This window comes from Paraburkholderia nemoris (assembly GCF_905221015.1).
GTDB classification, from domain to species: Bacteria; Pseudomonadota; Gammaproteobacteria; order Burkholderiales; family Burkholderiaceae; genus Paraburkholderia; species Paraburkholderia nemoris.
In genome coordinates this window covers 53680-72933 of the sequence record NZ_CAJNBO010000024.1, presented here as the reverse complement: position 1 = coordinate 72933, position 19254 = coordinate 53680, and the positions used below count along the sequence as shown (strand labels likewise).

Genomic DNA, 19254 nt, shown 5'->3' with positions numbered 1-19254 from the left:
AGTCAGCCGTCATTTACATTGAACGTTACGCGGGCTTGCCTGCGCCGCCGTGCTCAGGCGCGGGGCCGTCGTTGCCGTGGCCACCCGTGGTATCCGAGTCGTCATCGTCGCGATGGCGACGCGCGAGGCGCGTATGAATACTTGCGAACACCAGCGGCACGAAAAACAGCGTGGACACGGTGGCGAACAGCAAACCACCAATCACCGCGCGGCCCAGCGGCGCATTCTGCTCGGCGCCTTCGCCGAGACCCAGCGCCATCGGAATCATGCCGATGATCATCGCGAACGCCGTCATCAGCACCGGCCTGATCCGGCTAGCGCCGGCCTCGAGCGCGGCGGTGAGCGGCGGCGCACCGGAGGAGAGCCGCTGGCGCGCGAACGACACCATCAAAATACTGTTGGCGGTAGCGACACCCATCGTCATGATCGCCCCCGTCAAGGCGGGCACGCTCAAGTGCGTGCCGGTCAGGAACAGCATCCATACGATGCCCGCCAGTGCCGCGGGCAACGCGCTGATGATGATCAGCGGATCGACCCACGACTGGAAATTCACCACGATCAGCAGGTACACCAGCACGATGGCCATCGCCACGCCGATCCCGAGACCGAAGAACGAACTGCGCATAGTCTGCACCTGCCCGCGCAAGGTGATCTGGCTGCCGCGCGGCAACGAGGCCCGCACGTTGTTCACCAGTTTGTCGACCTGCGTGGCCACGCTGCCCAGGTCGCGCTTTTCGACGCTCACGTACAGGTCGATCACCGGCCTGATGTTGTAGTGCGTGACTTCCGCGAACTGATTCTGCGGCGAGACCCGCACCAGATTGCCTAGCAGTTGCGTCGGACCGTTGGCCGAGCCCGAGACCGGTGTGCGCAACAACTCATCGATCGACGAGATCTGATACTGCGGCGTCTGCACCGCGACGCTATATTCGACACCGTTCTTGTTGTTGAACCAGAAACCCGGCGACGTCTGCGAACTGCCCGACAAGGAGATCAGTACATTTTGCGCCACATTGCTTGCACTCAGATTGAGTTGTTGCAGGCGCGTGCGATCCATCTGAAGATTGATCGCCGGTTCGTCCAGTTTCTGCTGGATGTGGGTGTCGACGGTGCCGGGAATCATCCGTACCTGTTTCAGCAGCTTGCGCGCGACGTCGAAGTTACCCTGCTGGTCCGCGCCGGAAATCTGCACGTCCACGGCGGCGGGCAAGCCGAAGTTGAGAATCTGCGTGACGATGTCGGCCGGTTGAAAGAAGAACTCGACGCCCGGAAAACGCTGCGGCAGGATCGCGCGCAGTTTGTCCATGTAGATTTGCGTCGGGTGGTGGTCTTCTTTCAGGGCCACCTGAATTTCGCCGTCGAGCGTGCCGATCGTGCCCGCGTTGCTATATGAAAGATTGATACCGCTATACGGCAAACCGAGGTTATCGAGGATCGTGCCGAGTTCGTCGACCGGCACAACCTCGCGGATCACCTTCTCGACTTCGTCCGCGAGACGCGCGGTTTCCTCGATGCGCGTACCGGTCGGCGCACGCATGTGGAGGCGAATGTCGCCGGCGTCGACGCTCGGAAAGAAGTCTTCTCCGAGCACAAAAACCAGACCCATCGACACCACGCAGAAACCGAGGAACAGGCTGCCGAACATGCCGCGCCGCACCAGCACGCTGCTGAGAATCACGATGTAGGTGGAGCGCATGCGCTCGAAGCCGTGATCGAAACGCAGGTAGATGCGCCGGAACACGCTCGGCCTCGCATCGGCTTTTGGCTTGTGCGCATGGCCCATCAGCAGCATGGCGAGCGTCGGCACCAGCGTACGCGACAGAACGTACGAAGCGAGCATCGCGAACACCACCGCTTCGGCAAGCGGCACGAACAGATAACGCGCGACGCCGGTCAGGAAGAACATCGGCACGAACACGATACAGATACACAGCGTCGAAACGAGCGCCGGGATCGCGATTTCGCCGGCGCCGTCGAGAATCGCGTCGTGCAGATTTGTGCCCATATGCAGGTGCCGTTCGATGTTCTCGATCGTCACCGTCGCATCGTCGACCAGAATCCCGACCGCGAGCGCAAGGCCACCCAGCGTCATGATGTTGATGGTTTGCCCGAGCGCGTGCAGGGCGATCAGCGAGGACAGAATCGACAGCGGAATCGAAATCGCGATGATGCAGGTGCTGCGCCAATTGCCGAGGAACAGCAGGATCATCGCGGCGGTCAATGCCGCGGCAACAAGCGCCTCACGCACCACGCCCTGCACCGCCGCTTTCACGAACACGGACTGATCGAACAGGGCCGTGATGTTCAGGTCCGGCGGCAACGCGGCGCGCGCGGCCGGCAGAATGCCTTGCAGTGTATTGACGATCGAAAGCGTCGAGGCGCTGCCGTTCTTCAGCACCGACATCAGCACGCCGCGGTGTCCGTCCTGCCGCACGATATTGGTCTGCGGCGAGAAGCCGTCGCGCACGTGCGCAACTTCACGCAGGTACGTCGTCGCGCCATTGAGCGTGCGCACCGGAATATCGTTGAGCCCTTCCACCGTGGCGGGCGAGCCGTTCATATTGATCGTGTATTCCTTCGGCCCGATCTTGGCCGTACCGGTCGGCAGAATCAGGTTTTGCGCGTTGAACGCGCTGACCACATCCGAAGGTGTCAGGCCCTTTGCGAGCAAGGCGCGCGTGTCGAGGTCGACCGAGATCAAGCGCGATTTGCCGCCGTACGGGTACGGTACGGCCGCGCCCGGAATCGTCACCAGTTGCGGGCGCAGGAAGTTCAGCGCCGTGTCGTTGAGCGCCTGCTCGGAGAGCTTCGGGCTCGACAAACCGAGCTGGATCACCGGAATGCTGGAGGCCGAATAGCTGATCACCAGAGGCGGCGTCGCGCCTGGCGGCATCTGCTTGAGCTGCGCCTGTTCGACGGCCACCGTTTGCGCGATCGCGGTCTGGATATTCGCGTTCGGCTGCAGGAACACCTTGAGAATCGTGATGCCCGCCAGCGACTGCGATTCAATGTGCTCGATGTCGTTGACCGTGGTGGTCAGGCTGCGCTCGTTGACGGACGTGATGCGGTTGGCCATGTCTTCGGCCGACAAGCCCGTGTAATTCCAGATGATGCTGACCACCGGAATATTGATCTCCGGCAGCACGTCGACCGGCGTGGTCAACAGCACAAATGGCGTCGCCAGCAAGATCAGAATGGCCATCACGATGAACGTGTATGGCCGCTTAAGCGCAACGTTGACGATCCACATGAAACGCGCCCGAGAGAATGCAGGTAAGGGATGGGATGGGTGAATCCGTACCTATGCTAGATCGATAGCACCAACGCCTGCATGGCGCCAAAATGGCTAAATTGTCAGGAAGGCTAATGTAAGGATAGGCAGCGCGTCAAACACATGCAACATCGTGCTGCGCAAACGATTGATGAGGTGGAGATAGGCTCTTTTAAGGGTATTGCTAAAGGCATGTCTCGCCGACGTGCCGCGAGACATGTCTTCAGAATAAATTACGCTAAGCAAATACCTTACACTCAGGCGGCGATTCTGGTGTTCATTCCGGTGCGGCCGGTGAATCGCTGAGCTTTGGCGTCAAGCAAAAAAGGCAGGTCAACCATCAAGGTTGATCTGCCTTTTTGCATTTCGAACCGCCGGCTTATGTTGCCAACGTCATTGCACCGTCATCACTTCGCAAACAACGACGACATATCGGCAAACGCCTTGAACTCCAGCGCGTTGCCCGACGGATCGAGGAAGAACATGGTCGCCTGTTCGCCGACCTCGCCCTTGAAGCGCACATGCGGTTCGATGATGAAGTCGATGCCGGCCTGTTGCAGCTTGTCCGCGGCGGCCTGCCATTGCGCCATCGAGAGCACCGCGCCGAAGTGGCGCACCGGCACCGCGTCGCCGTCGACCTTGCTGGTCTGACGGTGGCCGATTTCCTCAGGTGCGAGGTGCGCGACGATCTGATGGCCGTAGAAGTTGAAGTCGACCCAATCCGGGGAACTGCGCCCTTCCGGACAGCCGAGCAGCTCGCCATAGAACTCGCGGGCGGCGGCGAGGCTATGCACGGGAAACGCCAGATGGAACGGCGGCAAAACGGTGTCGGCAACGCTCATGATGGGAAAACTCGCTGAAGGTAAAGGGGGTTCGTGTATCGGTCAATGAAGCGGCCCGGAAAGGTACACGCGTGAGGCAAATTCTAACCATGACTAAAAATGGTGAGAAACGATATATATTTGACCTGACCAACACCAAAATCGATTAATCGACGATGCTCAGCGAACTCAGAACCTTTATCGCCGTCAGCCAGTACGGCACGTTTTCCGGTGCGGGCGCGCGCATCGGCCTGACGCAATCCGCCGTGAGCGCGCAGATGCAGCGGCTCGAAGAGGAACTCGGTTTCGCGCTGTTCGACCGCACGGGCCGCTCCGCCACGCTCAACGACGCCGGCCGCGAAACGCTCGCGCTCGCCGAAGAAATGATGACGCTCTATGCACGGCTCTCGGAACGCGGCACGGGAGCGGCCGAAAGCGGGATGCTGCGGGTAGGCGCGATCGCGTCCGCGCAGGTGTCGTTTCTCGCCGACGCGCTGGCCCGCTTTCGCGACGATCGCCCGGGCTGGCGGATTCGCGTGGTGCCGGGCGTGTCGCTGGGGCTGCTCGGGCAGGTGGACTCGGGCGAGCTCGATCTCGCCGTCATCATCAAACCGCCGTTCGCGCTGCCGTCCGAACTCGAATGGCGCACGCTCGTCACCGAACCGTTCGTGCTGCTGGTGCCCAAGGCGCTCGCGCGCGGCACGCCGTCCTGGCGCGAGCTGCTCAGGAGCGAACCGTTCATCCGCTACGACCGCGGGTCGTTCGGCGGCAAGCTGGTCGACCGGTTTCTACGGCGCGCGCGGCTGAACGTGCACGACGTGATCGAGCTGGACGAGTTGCAGGGTATCGCGCAACTGGTCGCGCGCGGCATCGGCGTGGCGCTGATTCCGAATACGGCGGGATTGGGCAAGTGGCCCGCCAATGTCACTGCGCTCGAACTCGGCGACGCGACGTTTCATCGTGAAATCGGGCTCGTGCAGCGTCCACGGCACAGCCGGCAAGCGGTGGCGGGGGCGCTGGCGGATTGCATCGGAACGGCGGCGGCGGGCTGAGTTGGCTGAGTGCCCGGCCGGGGTTGCGCCGCGTTGCCCCACCAACGCCCGATTGTGCCGCCGCACAGGCAATCAACTGTACCTGTGAGATTCGCGGGTGGACGAGCAGAATCGTTGTTCGCGCATCGATCCATGCAATTTCCCCTGCCGCAACGAGCGGCGCAGTTTGCCCCTCGCCGAGGTTCACACGCCCATGACCGCCAGCTCCTTCCTCACCGCCGATGTCCTGATCGCCTATAGCGCCTACTTCGTCGGCACGGCGAGTCCGGGGCCGAGCAATCTCGCGATCATGTCGCTGGCGATGAGCGCCGGCAGAAAATCCGCACTCACTTTCGCGCTCGGCGTGGTGTCCGGTTCGTTCTTCTGGGCCTTGCTGGCTTCGCTCGGTTTGTCGGCGGTACTCGCCACTTACTCGGAATGCCTCGTGGCGATCAAGATCGCTGGCGGACTTTATCTACTGTGGCTCGGCTTCAAATCCGCCCGCACGGCATTCAGCGCGGAGCAGTTGCCTACGAATACCGCACGCGAAGGCGAACCGCTCAAACGGCTCTATCTGCGCGGCCTGTTGCTGCATCTCACCAATCCGAAAGCGATTCTGGTGTGGCTCTCGATCGTTTCGCTGGCTATGTCGCCGGCAGGCGGCGCGTCGCACACCAAGCCGGTGGTGCTCGGCTGCATGGTGATCGGTGTATCCGTGTTCAGCAGCTACGCGGTGCTGTTTTCAACCGCGTCCGCACGGCGCATTTACGTCGCGATCCGTCGCTGGCTGGACGGGTCGCTCGCGATCATGTTCGGCATTGCGGGGATCAAACTGCTGACGTCGAAAAGCTAGCCGCGACTTTGAGGTGCGTCCGCTCTGCGATACTGTCACCCTGATGACACGAGCGGGTAAGCGAACACGATGAGCAGTGGCAATGACCTGAATCCGGCGGCGAAACATTCGCCATTGCAAAAACGGCTTTATCTGGCGGGCGTCGTCGCGCTGCTCGCCGGTCTGATCGCCGGGGCGATCATCTATGCCATGGCGCCGGCGCCAGACAGCGCCGTCTCCATGTACAGCATCGCAGACCCGCGCTATCAGATCGAATTGCAGCGCATCGGCGGTAACGCGGCCGTCGTGATGGCGCAGCTTCATCAGTGGTTCGACAGTCTTTGGCACGGTACGGCGCTCGCCTATACGGTGGCCGTGCTTGGCGCCCTGCTTGCAGGCGCGTGCTTTTTTATCGGCTACTTCTTTGCCGATGAAGAGCCGCAGACCTGAAGCAATCCACGGCGTCTTACCAAGCAAACCAGAATGACGTTTAGGACGCGGCTTTGGTCTGCGTACCCGGCTGCTCCACGCCTGCCACGCGCAGCGCGTCATGCAAGGTGCTGAAAATGCAGTTTGCGCCGACGGTCGGCGTGATGCCATGCCGGTCCATATCCGAGCGCAGATACTGATTCACGCGCGCAAAAAACACTTCGACGCCGCTGCGCTTGAGCGCCTCGCACAACTCGCCGACCGAACGCGCCGCCGAATAGTCGAGATCGGTGATCGCACCGGAATCGATCACGAACCAGTGCACCGGGCTCGGCGCGTGATCGATCAGGCGGCGGGCATCGTCGACGAAAAAGTGGTCGTTCGCATAGAACAGGTCGGAGCCAAAGCGATAGACGATCAGACCCGGTGCGGTCTGGAGTCCGGGCGCGGCCGGCACCGGCATCCAGACACCGCCTTCGCCGGGCACGAGAACCATGGTGTGCGGCCGGTAACTATGCCGCACATGCCGCAGCAGCGATAAGGCCACCGCCACCAGAATGCCGTGCTCGACACCGATCAGCACCACCGCCGCGGCGGTAAACACGGCCAGCGTAAATTCACCGGGACTTTCGCGGCGGATCGAATACAGCGTCTGCAGATTGATCAGGCCGATGGCGATCGTAAACACGATGCTGGCCAGAATGCAGTGCGGCAGGTATTGCAAATAACGGCTGAAAAACAGCAGCACCACGACCACCACCACCGCGAACGCGACCTGCGCGAACTGGCTGCGCGTGCCGGCGCGATCGGCCATAGCAGTTTGCGTCGGACTGCCGTTCACCACGAAGGCGCCGGAAAACGCGGCGGCGGCGTTGGCAGCGGCAATACCCAGCAGGTCGGCATTGGTATCGACAGTCTCGTGATAGCGCTCGGCAAATACGCGGCTCGCGGCGGCGCTTTGCGCGACGATCATCACAAAGCACGAGGCGGCGACCGGCAGCAGATCGAGTAATTGCTGCCACGTGACCGACGGCATGCGCAGCGGTGGCAGTCCCCCTGCCACCGGTCCCAACACTGAAATGCCGTGGGCCGCGAAACCGTAAATATCGCTTGCGGCAATACCCGCCACCACCGCAATCAACGGCACCGGCAGGCGTGGCAAGAAGCGCTTGAAAACCAGAATGGAGACTACGACCAGCGCGGAAATAGCGAGCGTCGGCAGATTGATCTGCGCCGCCTCGCGCACCACGAGCGCGAGTTGGCCGACGCTGTTCGCGGCATGCCCGGGAACGCCGAACATGTCGCCCAGCATAGCGATGCCGACCTGCACGCCGACGCCGGCGAGGAAGCCGACCAGCACCGTGCGCGAAAGAAAGTCAGCGAGAAAACCGAGCTTGAAAATCCGCGCGATGAGCAGAAGCGCGGCAGTGAGCAAGGCGACCATTCCGGCGAGCGCCGCATATTCCGCGCTCGAAGCCGGCGCCATGGTCGAGAGGCGGCTCGCGAAAATGGTGGCAGTGGCGGAGTCGGCAGCCACGACGAGGTGCCGCGACGCGCCGAAGAACGCAAACGCGATAAGCGGCAGAAAGACTGTGTAAAGACCGGTAACGGCCGGCATGCCGGCAATGCGCGCATAGCCGAGCACTTGCGGAATATCCATCGACGCAAGCTGCACGCCGGCCAGCGCATCGCGCGCCGCCGCGGCACGGCTCAAAGGAAGCACGCCCTTCAAAACGCCAAGGCGCGCAGTGATGTTTGCCAGAAAATCCCGCATACGCGATAGTGCCCCAAACTTAGGTTATCGCGCATCGTGCCGTGACTCGGCACGCCAAGGCAAGGGTTGAGGCTTTGATCGGCTAAAGAAAATGGCTAAAACCGGCAATGGCTTGAACACCCTTGCCGAAATGCGCCATTTTGGGTCTAACGCCTGAACTGCCCTGTCAGCGGATCCACGTGCCGCGCGAAACCGAACAGCGCAGCGATGCAGATCGGACAGGCGATGATGAACACGGCCAACATCTCGCACCCCGTAACAATTTGTTACCGCGCAGTTTAAGCGATTGCCGTGCGAAATGAATGAGGGAAAACGCAAAACACTGTTGCGGACTATTACAACGCCGTTACTGCCGGGCGGCAGGTGGCGCGTGAGAATACCCCTGAAAACGCGGCAAATAACGCGAAAAAATGTGCACTCGACACCGTGCGCTATGATGCGCAAACGTTCGCCCACCTACAAACCGGTTACGCCATGTACACGTCAACTTTCATCTTCGCCACGGGACAATTAGACGAACGCTTCTACCGGCTCGACGAGACCATCGCCACCGCCGCCAAGGCCATTCCCGGCTATCTCGGCGAAGAGGCGTGGGAAAACGCGTCGACTGGACTGACGTCGAATGTGTACTACTGGGCGTCGCTCGACGCATTGCAGGCGTTGATGCAGCACCCCGCGCATCTGGAAGCGAAAGCGGCGCAGGCAAACTGGCTCGATGGTTACCAGGTGATCATCTCCGAGGTGCTGCGCACTTACGGCGATGCAGGTTTTGCGCATCCTGCAGCGGACCATCAGGTACAGGATGCACCGCCTGCCCAGGCCACATCGCCCGCACCATGAAAGTGCAGCCTTATTTCGCTTCCTTGAACAGCAGCACGCCGGCGAAGCTCACCAGTCCGCACGCCAGTACGTACCACGCCGGCGCGTAAAAACTACCGGACATGCGCCACAACGCGCTGACGATCAACTGCGCGAAGCCGCCGAAAATCGTCACGCCCAGCGCGTAGATGATGCCGAGCGAGGTCGCCCGCACTTCCGGTTTGAACGCTTCGAGAATCAGCACAAAACCCGCTGGACTCGAAAGCGTCATCAAGCCGATCAGCACGAACACGACCAGCACCACCGTGTAGATCGACGGCCAGGTTTTAATCGCGTGAAACGCCGGCAGCAGCACGACCAGCGACACCACCGAGACCGCGTACAGCAAAGTCTTGCGATGCGGCATGCGGTCGGCGAGACGGCCGGCGAACGGCGAACCGATCAGCAGCACGAGGCCCGCCGTGCAACCGGCCAGCAGCGACACCGCGGCGGGCATGCCAGTCGTCATCGTCAGGAACGACGGCAGGAAAAACACGATCACGTACATCGACGAAGTGCCGCCGATCACCAGCATCGTGCCTGCCACGATCTGCCGCCATTCGATGCGAGCCTTCGGTCGGGCCGCGTCAGGCCGGGCCGCTTTCACTGCTTGCGCGGCAGGCAAGGTTTCGTCCAGATGTTTGCGCAGATAGAAACCTAGCGGACCGATCAAAAGACCAATCAGAAACGGCACACGCCATCCCCATGCAAGCAACGCCTCGTGCGACAGGCTGCGCGAGAGCGTCGCCGCCACCAACGCACCGGCCAGCGCCGCGCCGCCCTGCGAGGCCATCTGCCAGCTCACGAGCGAACCGCGCTGCCCCGCGCTGCCCGACTCCATCAGCAAGGTGGTCGCCGCACCCACTTCTCCGCCCGCCGAAAAACCTTGCAGCAAACGGCCCAGCACGATGATCGCCGGCGCCGCCAGACCGATCGTCGCGTAAGTCGGCGCGAGGCCGATCATGCCCGTGCCGAGCGCCATCAGCGAAACGGTGAGCACGAGGGCCTGCTTGCGGCCCACGCGGTCGGCATACGCGCCAATCACGATGCTGCCGAGCGGCCGCACGACGAAGCCGACGCCGAAGGTTGCGAGCGACATCATCAGCGCGCCCACGTCGCTGCCGGCCGGAAAGAAGAGTTTGCCGATCACTGCGGCGAAGAAGCTGTAGACCGTGAAGTCGAAGAACTCAAGGCCGTTGCCGAGCGCCGCGGCGAAGACGGTCCGGCGCGACGCGTGCCGCTCTTTCACGTCGGTCACGTCGGTCACCTCGGTCGCGACAGCACTAGTGGTGTGTTGGATTGCATTCATGGGAACACTCACGCCTAGAAGTTGTGATACATGCCGAGCGACACGGTGACCGGCGTCGTGCCAAGTTCCGGTGCGGTGCTGCCGGTTTGCGTCGGCAGCGGGTTATTGTTCAGCAGTACGGTGGAAATGCCGTAGTTACGGATGAAGCCGGCGCGCGCGTAGAGCCCTGTGCGTTTGGAGAGGGTGTAGTCGTAGCCGAGCATTACGCCGAATGCCGAATCTTTCGCGGGATTGTTTGCCGAGTCGTGCACGCCGGACGTATCGCGATACACCACCGAAGCGCGAAACGCATTGCGCCCGACCGGCCAGATCGTGCCGAGCGTATAGACGCGCGCGATGCCGTCGTTGGCGAGCCTGGGCGCGTACTGGTTGAACGCGCCCGACAGCACGATTTTCCCGGTGTCGTACACCACGCCAAAACCGTACAGGTCGTTACGCACGGTGCTCGTGCCGCTCGCTCCGGTTGCGCCCCACACCTGGTTGTAAGTGCCCGTCACGTAAGTCGTACCGTCATACCACTGCAGCAACGCGCCCTGCGCCGCCGCTGCCGGCGACTGCCCGGCCACATTGCTCGGCGCGTACATCAGTTCCGTGCTGAATCCCGCAAAGCTCGGCGACAGATACGTGATCGCGTTATTCACCCGCGCGGACAGTTGCGTCGCGCCGGCGCCGAGGTCGCTGTTGTAGCCGACGCCCTTCGGCGTCTGCACGACAGCGGTGCCGAGCCACGTATAAGCCGAGTTGGTGCCCACCGTGCCGAACACGTCGACGAAGAGCGGCAAGCCCGTGCCGATCTGCTTGCCGAAGCGCACGCGTCCATACGTCGACGAATTCAGCCCCACCCATGCCTGGCGATTGAAGAGTGACGTGCTGTCCTGCATCGCGCCGTTGTTGGCGAGAAAGCCGCTTTCCAGGTTGAATTCGGCGCGCAGACCGCCGCCCAGATCCTCCCGTCCGAAGACGCCGAATTTCGACGTCCATTCGCCGCCGCTCTGGGTCTGCACCAGCGACTTGCCGCCCACGGTCTGATAGTTGATGCCCATATCGACCGACCCGTATAACGCCACGCCTTCGCGCAGGCTGCCGTTGAACTCCGGCAGCGCGCTCAGCAAAGTGATCTGATACGGCTCGGCCTGCGCCGTGTGAGTGCCGAGCGTCAGCAGTGCCGCGCTCATTGCGATGCATCTTTTCATGGGTCTCCCTACTCCTCGCGTGCAATTGATGGCTAGAAATGAAGTGCAAAACGGAACTGAAGATTCCAGCGCGCTGGACGCCGGATCGAAACCCGGCGCGTGAACCGTGCTCAGGCAGTGCTCGATCAGTGCTCAGGCCGTGCTCAAGCAACGCTCAGGGCACGCTCAAACAGCGCTCGGCAAGTCCGACGAAGTAAGCGGCCCCCCAACTGATCGCCGCGTCGTTAAAGTCGTATGCCGGGTTATGAACCGCGCAACCGCCTGTCGAGTCGACGCCGTTGCCGAGCACCACGTAGCAGCCCGGCACCACTTCGGTCATCCACGAAAAGTCTTCGCTGCCCATCACCGCATCGGGCATCAGCGTGTAGCCCTGCGGGCCCGCAAGGGCTTCGATGGTTTCGATCGCGAGGTCGGCCGCACCGCGATGATTGACGAGCGGGCGGGAGATCTGCCGGTAGTCGACTTCGGCCGTGGCGCCGTAGGTTTGCGCCTGTAACTGCGCGATGCTGCGGATCCGCGCTTCGACCAGGTCGCGCGTTTCCGAATCGAGCGCGCGCACCGAGAGTTTCAGCGTCGCCGTTTCGGGGATTACGTTGGGTGCGCTGCCGGCGTGCATCGCACCGACCGTCACTACGGCTGCGCGAGTCGGCTCAATGTTGCGCGCGACAATCGATTGCAAGGCCAGCACGATGTTGGCCGCCGCGACGATCGGATCGCAGCCCAACTGCGGCATCGCGCCGTGCGTGCCTTTGCCAGTCACGGTGATCGTCACCGAATCGGACGAGGCCATCACGCAGCCGTGGCGCAGCGCGAAATGACCGACCGGCAGGCCGGGCGCGTTGTGCAGCGCGAACACCTGATCGCAGGGAAAACGCGTGAAAAGACCGTCCTCGATCATCTTCGAGGCGCCGCCCAGTCCCTCTTCCGCCGGCTGGAAGATCACGTTCAGCGTGCCGTCGAAGTCGCCTCGGGTCGCAAGGCGGTGCGCGGCGGCCAGCAGGATCGCGGTGTGGCCGTCGTGGCCGCACGCGTGCATGGTCTGCGCGACGGTGCTCGCGTACGGCAGGCCGGTGGCTTCCTGGATCGGCAGCGCGTCCATGTCGGCGCGCAGGCCGAGCGTTCGGCTCGACGTGCCGCGCCGCAATTGGCCGACCACGCCCGTGCCGCCGACACCCGTCGTCACGGTATAGCCCCACTCCGCGAGCTTGCGTGCGACCAGTTCGGCGGTGCGCGTTTCAGCAAAGCCGAGTTCGGGATGCGCGTGGATATCGCGGCGAATCGCAATGAATTCGTGTTCGGTCTCGCGCAGTTCGGCGAGAAGCTGGGGAAAAGACTGCGTCATTCGTTGTGCTCCGATTAAGTCGGCTGTCGTTTCGCAACCGTCGAAGCAAAGCGTAAAGATCCGGCCCGAAAACAAATAAGCACAAATTTTGATACGCATAACTGTCAGTGCTATATTCCGCATCATGAAAATTCATCATCTGCGAGCACTGGTCGCCATTGCCTCGACGGGCAGCATCAACGGCGCGGCCAAGGCGCTGTTCGTGACGCAACCGGCCATCACGAAGGCAGTGCGGGAACTGGAGACGGAATTCGGCGTGCGGCTGCTGGAGCGCAATCCGTGGGGCGTCGTGCCCACAGCAGAAGGCGCGGCGCTGGTGAGCCGGGCGCGCACCGTGGTGCGCGAGATGGAGCGCGCCGAGGAGGATATGGCGCATCTGAAGGGGCTGCGCGACGGCAGCCTGGTGATCGGCATTACGCCGATTGTCGGCACGACGGGGCTTACCGAAGCCTTTGTCGAATTTCGCAAACGCTGGCCGATGGTGACGCTGGAGTTTCGCGAACTGGGTTTCAACCAGTTGCACGAGCAACTCCGCAATCGCACGCTGGATCTGGCGTTCGCCGCCTTCGCGCGGCCGGTGAGCGATCTGGGCAGCGTAAAACGGATGGTCTCGTTCGAAACCGTATTCGTGACGCGCGCGCAGAGTCCCTATGCGGACGCGGCGTCGCTCGAGGCGGTGCAGGAAGCCGAGTGGATTCACACCGACGTGACGGACAACTACCCGGGCTTTATCCGCGCGATGTTCGAATGCGCCGGGCTCACGCCGCCCCGGCGAATCACGCGCTGCACGTCGTACGCGCTGTTTTACAGCCTGACCATCAGCACCGACGCGATCTTCGCGTGGACCACGCATTCGCTCGAAGAAACCGCGCTTGGGCAGAGCTTCGTGCGCCTCGCGCTGCCGGTCGCGCCACCACCGTTGCAGTTGTATCTGCTCTCACCGCAGGAATCGCAACTGACTCGGCCGGCGGAGTATTTCGTCCACTGCATCGAGCAGGCGATTGGGCCGTTGTTGAAGCGGCCGATGGCGCGTGCCGGGGTTTGAAGCACGCGCTCGCCGGTCATTCCACGTCTTTGTCTGTCCGATAGTTCAGGCAAAAACGTCCGGTTTGCCTGAAGTATCGGACAGACCGCGACAGCCCGGACACATCTGTTCCGTAGCTGACACAGGCCACCTCCCCCATAGCCCTTATAATCCGGCATGATCCGAATCCCGCACCACCTCCCCTCGCAATCGGCCGCACACGGCCGATCCGCCCCCCACCGCGCTCCGGTGGCCGCATGAAAACACCTAAACGTCTGCTCCCGCTCGTCGAAGAGGGCCTGATCGACGAAGTCATCTCGCAGCTGATGAGCGGCAAGGAAGCCACCGTCTACGTGGTCCGCAGCGGCGAATCCACGCGCTGCGCGAAGGTCTATAAAGACGCCAAACAGCGCAGTTTCCGCCAGGCCGCGTCCTATCAGCAGGGTCGCAAGGTCAAGAACAGCCGCCAGCAGCGCGCGATGGAAAAAGGCAGCCGCTATGGCCGCGAAGTGCAGGAACAGGCGTGGCAGAACGCGGAAGTCGATGCGCTGTTCCAGCTCGCCAACGCCGGCGTGCGCGTGCCGCAGCCCTTCATCTGCACGGACGGCGTCTTGCTGATGGAATTGGTGACCGATGCGGACGGCGACGTCGCGCCGCGTTTGAACGATGTCGAGATGACCGAAGCGCGTGCGCTCGAATTGCATGCGCTGCTGCTCAACCAGGTGGTGCGGATGCTGTGCGCCGGCATGATTCACGGCGACCTGTCCGAATACAACATCCTGCTCGCGGCGGACGGTCCGGTGATCATCGACCTGCCGCAAGCCGTGGATGCCGCCGGCAATCTGGAAGCCCCGGCCATGCTGGAGCGCGACGTGAACAATCTCGCCACGTATTTTGGCCAGTTCGCGCCCGCGTTGCTCGATACGAGCTACGGCAAGGAAATCTGGTCGCTGTACGAAGCAGGCGCCTTGCACGTGGATGCCAAATTGACCGGCCGCGTCGAACTCGACACCACGCCGATCGATCTCGAAGCCGTGCTGCAGGAACTCGAAGACACGCGCCTCGACGAAGAAGCACGCCTGCGCTACGAACAGTCGCTGCGCAGCGGGACGTAAGCGGGGCCAAAGCAAGCCCTGCACAACACGTCAGCGGCCAATCAGCGGCACCAGCGTGCCGCTTCACGAAGACGCTACGACGCGATGCGGTAGCTGGCCGCCTTGACTTTGCTTGACGACGCCCCCGGTGCCGGCCCCACCGATTCCCGCATCGTCACGCTCACCGGAAACTCGCGGATGATCTCCCATGAGGTCCGGTAGCACTGATTGACCAGCCAGCGCACGGCGTTCTGCGTCAACTCCGCCGTCGGGATGTGCACCGAGGTAAGCCCAGGCGCGGCATAGGCGGCCGAATAATCATCGTCGTAGCCGATTACCGAGACCTCGTCCGGTACGGCAATACCCGCCTGGTGGAAACGCGCCAGCGCGCTCACCGCCATCGTGTCGTTCGCGCAAAAGAGACCGGTGAAGCGCCGCTTCGAATCGAGCAGTTTCTGCGCGGCAGCGTAACCGCCCTCCGGCGAGAAGTCCGATTCGATCAGCGTGACGTCCTCGCGCGCAATGCCCTCGCGCGACAATTCGGCAAAGAAGCCTTCGAGCCGCGTGTGATTGTCCGAGGCGCTGAACGGCCCGGAAATCACCGCAATGTCCCGATGCCCGTAATCGAGCAGCGTGCGTGCCGCCAGTTCGCCGCCGCGCCGATGATCCGCGCAAAACGACGCTTCCGGCAACTGATCGAACGCGCGATTCAGAAACACCATCTTTGGATGCATGCGATGCAGCATGTCCAGATCTTCGTCGTGCAGATCGTGGCTGATCACCACCACGCCATCGCAATCACGGCCGATCAGAAAACGCACCGCCTCGATGGCCTGCTCGCGCGGCGACACTTCCCCGCAACCCGTCGCCACCACCACGTGACGGCGCACCGCGCGCAGTTCGGTGTCGGTCTGCTTGAGAATCGTGCCGTAGTAGGAGCCGAAGAAAGTCGGCACGAAAATACCGATCATGCCGAGCGATTGCGTCGCCATGGCCCGGCCGATGGACGACGGCCGGAAATTCAGCGCTTCGATCGCGGCCTTCACGCGCGCGGCGGCATCGGCTGAAATGGGTCCCTTACCGGAAATGGCTCGTGAGGCAGTCGACATGCCGACGCCGGCCAGTGCCGCGACATCCTTGAGTGTTGCCACGCGGTTCTCCGTCAAGCCTGTTGTATTCAACGACGCTGAATCCCGTCACTACAGACGCGCGCCGCCTTCTTCCTCGAACAGCGAAATATGAGCGCCATCGAACGAGAATGTCGCGGCATCCCCTATCGCCACCGGTGTCTTTGTCTGGTCGATCGACGCGATTTGCACTCCATGATAGTCGAGCCAAATGACACGGTGGTTGCCCATCGGCTCGATCAGTGAAATGTTCGCGCGCTCGCTCATTTTTGTGTTTGAGCCGCTTGATCCGATTGAGCCGCTTGACCCTTCCCCCGCGTGCACGTCTTCCGCTCGTACGCCGAGTACGCAAGACAGACGATCCGTTGGCAGGTTTTTGAAAGGATAGTGCGACACATCGAGCTGCAAATCCGCTGTACAAAAGTGTAGCGCGCCGTCGCGCGTCTCGAGCGTGCCCTTGAGCACATTCATTGCCGGCGAGCCCAGAAACGTCGCGACAAACAGATTGTTCGGCCGTGCATAGACTTCGGCGGGCGTGCCGAACTGCTGGATCACGCCGCCGCACATCACGGCCATGCGCGTGGCGAGCGTCATCGCTTCGACCTGATCGTGGGTCACGTAGATCATTGTCGCGCCCAGACGCTGGTGCAATTGCTTGAGTTCGCGACGCAATTCGGTGCGCAATTTGGCGTCGAGATTCGAGAGGGGCTCGTCGAACAGGAACACATCGGCCTCGCGCACGATTGCACGGCCGATCGCCACGCGCTGCCGCTGGCCGCCGGAGAGTTGCGCGGGCTTGCGCTTGAGCAGCGGTCCGAGTTGCAGCATCTCGGACGCCCGTTTGACACGCCGTTCAATCTCCGCCTTCGGCGTGCCGTTGATGCGCAACGCAAACGACAGATTACGCTCGACACTCATGGTCGGATACAACGCATATGACTGGAACACCAGCGCGATACGGCGATCTTTCGGATCGGCCCAGGTCATGTCTTCCCCGGCAATTTCGATGCTCCCGTCGGTCACGTCGATCAGGCCCGCAATGCTGTGCAGCAAAGTGGATTTGCCGCAACCCGATGGGCCGAGCAGCACAACGAACTCGCCCGCACGCACATCGAGATTGAGATTCTCGATCACCGTATTCGCGCCGAGCTGGATCTTCAGATTGCGCACCGATACGTTGGCCGGATTCGACAGGCCCGCGGTGTCCGCCACGTGGCCGACATTCGCTGCATCCGCCGGATTAGCCACGTCTGCCGCATTGATCAAATTAGCCAGGTTTGCCATGCTCTATCGCCCTATCCCTTGACGGCGCCGGACGCAATGCCGCGCACAAACCAGCGGCCCGAAATAAAGTAGACCGCAAGCGGCACCATGGAGGTCAGAATGGTCGCCGCCATATTGACGTTATAGAGCCGCTCGCCAGTCGTCGTATTGATGATGTTATTCAGTTGCACCGTCATCGGCAGGTTTTTCGTGCCGGCGAACACGAGGCCGAGAATGAAGTCGTTCCAGATGCCCGTCACCTGCATGATGACCGCGACGACGATGATCGGCGTGGACATCGGCAGCATCAGCTGCAAAAAGATGCGCCAGAAACCGCCGCCGTCGATGCGCGCCGCCTTGAACAGCTCCTGCGGAATCGACGCGTAATAGTTGCGAAACAGCAGCGTCATCACCGGCATGCCGAAGATGGTGTGGATCACCACGATACCCGGCAGCGAACTGAACAGATGCACGCTCGCGAGCACGCGCACGAGCGGATAGACCATCACCTGCACGGGAATGAAGGCGCCCATCAGCAGCACGCCGAATAGCAACCCTGCGCCGCGCGGCCGCCAGAACGACAGCGCATAGCCGTTCACCGCGCCGATCACGATCGATAACACCGTGCTGGGCACGACGATACGCACCGAATTCCAGAAGCCGACCTGGATACCGTTGCAATCGAGTCCCGTACAGGCGGATTGCCACGCGGCGCTCCATGCATCGAGTGTGAAATGCGCGGGGAAAGCGAGCAGATTGCCGAGGCGAATCTCGCTCATCGGCTTCACCGATGTGACGAGCATCACGTATAACGGCAACAGGAAGAACAACGCGGCGGTGAGTAAAAACGCGTAGACGCCGAGGCGTGCGGGTGTAAACGAACGGCGACGCCGGCGTGCCCGGCTCGGCGTGCCCCCCTTCAGTGGCGGACTGAGCGTGTTCATCACACCTCCTTGCGCAACGCAGCGCGGCTGCGGGCATAGAAGAACGGCGCGAGAATTGCCAGCACCGTAGCCAGCAGCACGATCGACGCGGCCGATGCGAGGCCGATATTGGCCCGGCCGAACAGGTAATCCATGATGAACTTCGCCGGCACTTCGCTCGCGGTGCCGGGGCCGCCTTGCGTCATCGCGACCACAGCATCGTAAAGCTTCACGACCATCACGAAGAGCAGCACGAAGGCTGTGGACAGGGAAGGCCCGAGCATCGGCACGACAATGCTCGCATACACGCGCCAACGCGGAATCCCGTCGATACGTGCGGCTTTCCACAGCTCGTCGTCGATACCGCGCAAGCCGGCCAGCAGCAGCGCCATCACGAGACCGGACGCCTGCCACACCGTCGCGATGACGATGGTGTAAATCACCCAATCCTGATCGACGATCCAGTCGAAGCGCGCATGCACGAAACCGAGCTTATGCAGCACGGCCTGCGCACCCAGCTCAGGATTCAGAATCCACTGCCAGACCAGACCCGTTGCGACAAACGACATCGCATACGGATAGAGAAACACCGTCCGCAGCGCGCCTTCGGCCACCACGCGCTGGTCGATGAAAATCGCCAGCAGCAAACCAATCACCATGCACGCGACAATGAAGCACGCACCGTAGATCACGATGTTTTGCAGCGACAGCAACCAGCGGTCGTTATTGAAGAGCCGCGTGTACTGCGTGAGGCCCGCGAAGTCGCCGGAAGGAAACGTGCGCGAATTGCTGAGAGATACGCGCGCGGTCCAGACCATCGTGCCGAGATACGCGAACACGACGGTCAGGACCATCGGCAGCAAGGCCAGCCATGCCGCTATCGGTAAACGCTTTTTTAGCGGCTTTTTCAGCGGCCCCTTGCGATGACTCGAGTCGGCGGCTGGCAGCTTGAGCGCGTGCATG

General features: G+C 62.1%; 16 protein-coding genes. 6 read left to right on the top strand and 10 right to left on the bottom strand.

The features are described 5' to 3' along the window. Positions 1 to 25: 25 nt before the first annotated feature. Complete coding sequence (locus tag KHO33_RS30610) at positions 26 to 3250, bottom strand: efflux RND transporter permease subunit (protein ID WP_200566567.1); 3225 nt, start codon at positions 3248 to 3250, stop codon at positions 26 to 28. A 428-nt stretch (positions 3251 to 3678) separates the two neighbouring features. After that, positions 3679 to 4113, bottom strand: coding sequence for a VOC family protein (locus KHO33_RS30605; protein WP_175050182.1), 435 nt, complete (start codon positions 4111 to 4113; stop codon positions 3679 to 3681). A gap of 155 nt (positions 4114 to 4268) precedes the next feature. Between KHO33_RS30605 and KHO33_RS30600 the strand changes: the two genes are divergently transcribed. The 3 genes from KHO33_RS30600 to KHO33_RS30590 all read left to right on the top strand — a co-directional run bounded on the left by KHO33_RS30600 (position 4269) and on the right by KHO33_RS30590 (position 6405). Next, positions 4269 to 5144, top strand: coding sequence for a LysR family transcriptional regulator (locus KHO33_RS30600; RefSeq protein WP_200566568.1), 876 nt, complete (start codon positions 4269 to 4271; stop codon positions 5142 to 5144). A gap of 193 nt (positions 5145 to 5337) precedes the next feature. Next, entirely contained in the window at positions 5338 to 5976 is a 639-nt protein-coding gene (locus KHO33_RS30595) for a LysE family translocator (protein ID WP_200566569.1), read from the top strand. A 69-nt stretch (positions 5977 to 6045) separates the two neighbouring features. Beyond that, positions 6046 to 6405 carry a hypothetical protein gene (locus tag KHO33_RS30590; protein ID WP_054038812.1) on the top strand — a complete coding sequence of 120 codons (360 nt, stop codon included), beginning with the start codon at positions 6046 to 6048 and terminating at the stop codon, positions 6403 to 6405. A 40-nt stretch (positions 6406 to 6445) separates the two neighbouring features. Here KHO33_RS30590 and KHO33_RS30585 read toward each other — a convergent pair whose 3' ends face one another. Then, the gene (locus KHO33_RS30585; RefSeq protein ID WP_200566570.1) at positions 6446 to 8158 is read right to left on the bottom strand and encodes a SulP family inorganic anion transporter; all 1713 of its coding nucleotides are present in this window, start codon (positions 8156 to 8158) and stop codon (positions 6446 to 6448) included. Between the two features lie 474 nt (positions 8159 to 8632). Between KHO33_RS30585 and KHO33_RS30580 the strand changes: the two genes are divergently transcribed. Then, entirely contained in the window at positions 8633 to 8998 is a 366-nt protein-coding gene (locus tag KHO33_RS30580) for an antibiotic biosynthesis monooxygenase family protein (protein WP_200566571.1), read from the top strand. 10 nt (positions 8999 to 9008) lie between these two features. Here the strand turns inward: KHO33_RS30580 and KHO33_RS30575 are convergent, their stop codons facing one another. The 3 genes from KHO33_RS30575 to KHO33_RS30565 form a co-directional block, all read right to left on the bottom strand. Next, positions 9009 to 10325: an MFS transporter gene (locus KHO33_RS30575; protein ID WP_200566572.1), complete on the bottom strand. Its 1317-nt coding sequence runs from the start codon at positions 10323 to 10325 to the stop codon at positions 9009 to 9011. Between the two features lie 14 nt (positions 10326 to 10339). Then, positions 10340 to 11518, bottom strand: coding sequence for a porin (locus tag KHO33_RS30570; protein ID WP_200566573.1), 1179 nt, complete (start codon positions 11516 to 11518; stop codon positions 10340 to 10342). 154 nt (positions 11519 to 11672) lie between these two features. Further along, the gene (locus tag KHO33_RS30565; RefSeq protein ID WP_200566574.1) at positions 11673 to 12860 is read right to left on the bottom strand and encodes a M20 aminoacylase family protein; all 1188 of its coding nucleotides are present in this window, start codon (positions 12858 to 12860) and stop codon (positions 11673 to 11675) included. Between the two features lie 124 nt (positions 12861 to 12984). Here KHO33_RS30565 and KHO33_RS30560 point away from each other — a divergent pair, with 124 nt between their 5' ends. Then, a complete protein-coding gene (locus KHO33_RS30560; protein WP_200566575.1) occupies positions 12985 to 13905 on the top strand; it encodes a LysR family transcriptional regulator in 921 nt (306 codons plus the stop codon). A 236-nt stretch (positions 13906 to 14141) separates the two neighbouring features. Beyond that, positions 14142 to 14999 (top strand): PA4780 family RIO1-like protein kinase, encoded by an 858-nt coding sequence (locus tag KHO33_RS30555; protein WP_054038817.1) that lies wholly within the window; start codon positions 14142 to 14144, stop codon positions 14997 to 14999. A gap of 74 nt (positions 15000 to 15073) precedes the next feature. Here KHO33_RS30555 and KHO33_RS30550 read toward each other — a convergent pair whose 3' ends face one another. From KHO33_RS30550 to KHO33_RS30535, 4 genes are read right to left on the bottom strand one after another with little or no spacing between them, the layout of a single operon-like run. After that, a complete protein-coding gene (locus KHO33_RS30550; RefSeq protein ID WP_200566576.1) occupies positions 15074 to 16129 on the bottom strand; it encodes a LacI family DNA-binding transcriptional regulator in 1056 nt (351 codons plus the stop codon). 48 nt (positions 16130 to 16177) lie between these two features. Then, the gene (locus KHO33_RS30545; protein ID WP_200566577.1) at positions 16178 to 17389 is read right to left on the bottom strand and encodes an ABC transporter ATP-binding protein; all 1212 of its coding nucleotides are present in this window, start codon (positions 17387 to 17389) and stop codon (positions 16178 to 16180) included. An 11-nt stretch (positions 17390 to 17400) separates the two neighbouring features. Continuing rightward, entirely contained in the window at positions 17401 to 18312 is a 912-nt protein-coding gene (locus KHO33_RS30540) for a carbohydrate ABC transporter permease (protein WP_093632942.1), read from the bottom strand. After that, positions 18312 to 19253 carry a carbohydrate ABC transporter permease gene (locus KHO33_RS30535; RefSeq protein WP_054038822.1) on the bottom strand — a complete coding sequence of 314 codons (942 nt, stop codon included), beginning with the start codon at positions 19251 to 19253 and terminating at the stop codon, positions 18312 to 18314. The genes KHO33_RS30540 and KHO33_RS30535 overlap by 1 nt, the downstream gene beginning before the upstream one ends. Position 19254: the final 1 nt, after the last annotated feature.